A 4242-nucleotide genomic window follows, 5' to 3' on the forward strand; every position below is an offset into this window, starting at 1 on the left:
GAGCCGCTGGACGAGCCCACGGCCAACTGGATCAGCGACGCGCTGCGCATCCCGATCATCGACAACTACTGGCAGACCGAGACCGGCTGGCCGATCCTCACGCTGTGCAACGGCGTGCAGCCGCAGCCCTCGCGCTTCGGCAGCCCGGGCAAGGCGGTCTATGGCTACAACGTCAAGCTGATCGACGAGGCGACCGGCGAGGAACTGACCGAGCCCAACCAGAAGGGGGTGGTGGCCATCGAGGGGCCGCTGCCGCCGGGTTGTCTGCAGACCGTCTGGCGCGACGATGCGCGCTTCGTGGAGACCTACTGGAAGAGCATCCCGAACCGGCTGATCTACAGCACCTTCGACTGGGGCATCCGCGATGCGGACGGCTATTACTTCATCCTGGGGCGCACGGACGACGTGATCAACGTGGCGGGACACCGGCTGGGCACACGCGAGATCGAGGAGTGCATCGCCGGGCATCCGCGCATTGCCGAGGTGGCGGTGGTCGGGGTGGCGGACACGCTCAAGGGCCAGTCGGCGATGGCGTTTGCCGTGCCGCGCGATGCGGCGGGCCTGCAGGACGAGGCCGCGCGCCAGGCGCTGGAGGCCGAGATCATGAAGCGCGTGGACGCGCAGCTGGGTGCGGTCGCGCGGCCCTCGCGCGTGCTGTTCGTGAACCTGCTGCCCAAGACGCGCAGCGGCAAGCTGCTGCGCCGCGCCCTGCAGGCGGTGGCGGAGCGGCGCGATCCGGGCGACCTCACGACCATGGAAGACCCGGCGGCGCTGCGCGAGATCCAGGCGCAGCTGGGCTGAGGGCCGCGGCGCGCTACGCCCGCCGGCGCGCGCCGGCGGCGGCCTCGCACCAGGCGGGCGGCGCCGCCCATGTGCGCGCCCAGCCGGCGAAATCCCCGGCCGGCATGGGCGCGGCGATGCAGTAGCCCTGCGCCAGCTGGCAACCCATCTGCAGCAGCGCCAGGCCCTGCTCCTCGGTTTCCACGCCTTCGGCGACGGTCTCGCAACCGAAGGAGCGGCCCAGACCGATCACTGCCTGCACGATGGCGCGGTCGCCCGTGTCGTGCAGCATTCCGGCGATGAAGCTGCGGTCCAGCTTGAGGTGATCGATGGGCAGGCGCCGCAGGTAGGTGAGCGACGAATAGCCGGTGCCGAAATCGTCGAAGGCGATGCCCACGCCCTGGGCCCGCACGCGGTCCAGCTCGCGCGCCACGTGTTCGATGTCGTAGAGGGCGGCGCTTTCGGTCAGTTCCAGCTGGAGCAGCCGCGCCGGCACCTGCGGGCAGCGCGCCATGCGCGACGCCATCCAGTCCGCGAAGCCTTCGCGGTGCAGGTGCTCGGGCGTGATGTTGATGCTGATCGGCAGGTGCAGGCCGGCGTGCATCAGCCGGGCGATGAGTTGCAATGCCGTGTCCACCACCCATTCCCCGAAGATGGCCTGCAGTTCGGCGCTTCCGTCCACCAGGTGCAGGAAGGCCGCCGGCGCGAGCACGCCGCGCTCGGGGTGGCGCCAGCGCGCCAGGGCCTCGGCGCCGACGACCACGCCCAGGCGCATGTCCACCTTGGGCTGCAGGTAGAGCTCCAGCTCGCCTCCCGCCAGCGCATCCAGCAGCCGCGCCCGCTCGATGCGGCGCATGTGCTGCGCGCGCTCGTGCGCGGCGTCGAAGGCATGGCAGCGGTTGCGGCCGTCCTGCTTCGCCATGTACATCGCCTGGTCGGCGTGGCGCAGCAGGGTGTCGGCGTCCGGGCCGTCTTCCGGGTAGAGGGTGTAGCCGATGCTGGCGGTGACCACCACCTGCTCGGTGCCCAGCAGGTAGGGCGCGGAGATGCTCGCCAGCACGCTGTGCAGCCGCTCGCCGCAAGCGATGCCATCGCCCAGCCCGTGCAGCAGCAGGACGAACTCGTCCCCGCCCAGGCGCGCCACGCTGTCGCCCGAGCGCAGCGCGCGTCGGAGGCGTTCCGCCACCAGCACCAGCAGGCGGTCGCCGGCGGCGTGGCCGAAGCGGTCGTTGATGGGCTTGAAGCCGTCCAGATCGAGGTAGGCCACGCCCAGCAGGGTGCCACCGGCGTCGCTGCGCAGCATGCCCTCGCGCAGCAGGCGCTCGAGCAGCGCGCGGTTGGCCAGCCCGGTAAGGGCGTCGTAGTGCGCCATGCGCTCGAGCTGCTGCTCGTGCGCGCGCTGCCCCGTCACGTCCATGGACAGGCCCACCATGCGCTGCGGCTCGCCCTGGGCCGTGCGGGCGACCACCTTGCCGAGGTTGCGGACCCAGCACTCGGCACGGTCCTGGGAGGGCGCGGCCACGGTGATGTCGAACGGCTGGTCCGGATGGCCGAGATGGCGGGCCAGGCCGCGGGCGATGGTCGAGGTGTCGGCCTCGCCGAACACCGAGGTCCAGGGCAGGGCAGCCGGGGCCTCGGGAAGCCCCAGCATGGCGCGCCAGCGCGGGTCGCCCGAGACGGTGCCGGCCTCCAGGTCCCAATCCCACAGGCCGAGCGAGGCGGCGGCAATGGTCAGCGATAGCAGTTCCTCACGCTCGCGCACCAGCTGCTCGCCGCGCTTGCGCTCGGTGATGTCGTGCAGCACGAACAGCCAGCAGTCCTCGCCGTGCAGCTGTACCGTGCTGAGCGACTGCAGCAGCGTGCGCCGTTCGCCGGAGGCGGTGACGACTTCGGTCTCGTGGCCGATCAGCTCACCGCGCTTGCGCGCCAGCTCGGCCATGGTGGCGCGTTGCTCGGTCGTGAGGATGCCTATCTCGACCGCCGTCCGGCCGATGGCCTGCTCGCGCGGGTGGCCGAGCGCTGCCTCCCACGCCGGGTTCACGTCCAGGTAGGTGCCGTCGGCGCGGCGCGAGAAGCCCATGGGCGAGGGCATCAGCCGGAAAATGCGCGCCAGGCGCTCTTCCGAGGCGCGCAGCTCCTGGGTCGCGCGGCGCATCTCGTCGATGTCCTGGAGGATGCCGCGCATCGACACCACCCGGCCGCCTTCCAGGACCGGTTCGCCGCGCGCCCGCACCCACAGCCGGCGTCCGTCGGCGCGCACGATCTCCATCTCCAGGTGCCAGGCAGCGTGGGCGCGCAGGCTCTGGCGCATCTGCGCGCGCAGCGGCTCGCGCCACTCCGGGGCGACGAAGGTTTCGAGGTAATCCGCGGGAAGGGGCGCGCCCGGCTCGAGCCCGTGGATGTCGAAACAGACGTCCGACCAGTAGATCAGTCCCTGGCCGGGTCGCTGCGTCCACACGCCCAGGCGCGCCAGCCAGCCGGCCTGGCGCAGCAGGCTGTTGGCGGCCAGCAGTTCGTCGCGCACGCGCTGTTCCTGCGACAGATCGTGGAAGACGAAGATCACGTGCGCTTCGCCGCCCAGGTGCGTGGTGCGTGCCGACATCAGGCCGGGCACGCGCTGCTCGCCCCGGTAGGCCGTCATCGGCAGGCCGCGCGCCTCGCCGTGGTGTTCCAGCGCGTCCAGAAGCCGGTCGCGCTCGGCCAGGTCGCGCCAGATGCCCAGTTCCAGCGAGGTGCGCCCGACGATCTGTTCCCGGGGCAGGGAGAACAGCCGTTCGAAGGCCGGGTTCACGTCCAGGTAGCGGCCATCGGCCAGCATCGTGATGCCGGCGGCGTCGGGCAGCGTCTGGTAGACGGTGGTGTAGCGCTCCTCCGAGGCGCGCAGCGCCTCCAGCATCTCGCGCTCCTCGGTGATGTCCAGCTGCATCCCCGCGAGGCGTAGCGCGCGGCCCCGCGCATCGGTGGCCACCGCGTGGCCGCGCAGGATCAGCCAGTGCCAGCGGCCCTGGTCATCGCACATGCGCAGCTCTGCCTGGACGGTGTGCTCACGCCCCTCGAGCACGCGCCGCAGGTAGGGGCGCAGGCGGCGGATGTCGCTGCGGTGCAGGCGCGAGCGCGCCCAGCGCCGCCAGCGCCGGCTGGGCAGCAGCACGTGGGCCAGCGCTCCGGCACCGTCCTCGGGGCTGTCGCGCAGCCCGAAGTCGCGGTAGAGCCGCCCGCCATAGGACCACCGCCCCAGTCCGACGTCCCATTCCCAGCGCCCCGCCCCCGAGGCGCGCAGCGCGCCCGCCAGGTCGAGCTCGCGCTGGTGCAACAGCAGCAGGGAGTGCGCGCGGCTGCGAAACAACGACGCCACGGCGCACAGCAAGGCGGCGCTGAGACCGTAGCGCCATGCCGTCTTCTCGATCGGCCCGGCCAGCGAGGCCAGGCCTGCCGGCGACAGCAGGGTGTCCGTGGCGACCG

Annotated in this window: 2 protein-coding genes; one reads left to right on the forward strand and one right to left on the reverse strand. The window is 72.1% G+C overall.

All coding sequences use genetic code 11. The features are described from left to right. On the forward strand, positions 1 to 801 hold an 801-nt coding region (locus A612_RS13335; RefSeq protein WP_019374963.1), incomplete at its 5' end, for an AMP-binding enzyme. Positions 802 to 814: 13 nt separating this feature from the next. Here the strand turns inward: A612_RS13335 and A612_RS13340 are convergent. Further along, on the reverse strand, positions 815 to 4242 hold a 3428-nt coding region (locus A612_RS13340; RefSeq protein ID WP_019374964.1), incomplete at its 5' end, for a sensor domain-containing protein.

It is taken from the genome of Melaminivora alkalimesophila, from assembly GCF_000282995.1.
Taxonomy (GTDB): domain Bacteria; phylum Pseudomonadota; class Gammaproteobacteria; order Burkholderiales; family Burkholderiaceae_C; genus Melaminivora; species Melaminivora alkalimesophila.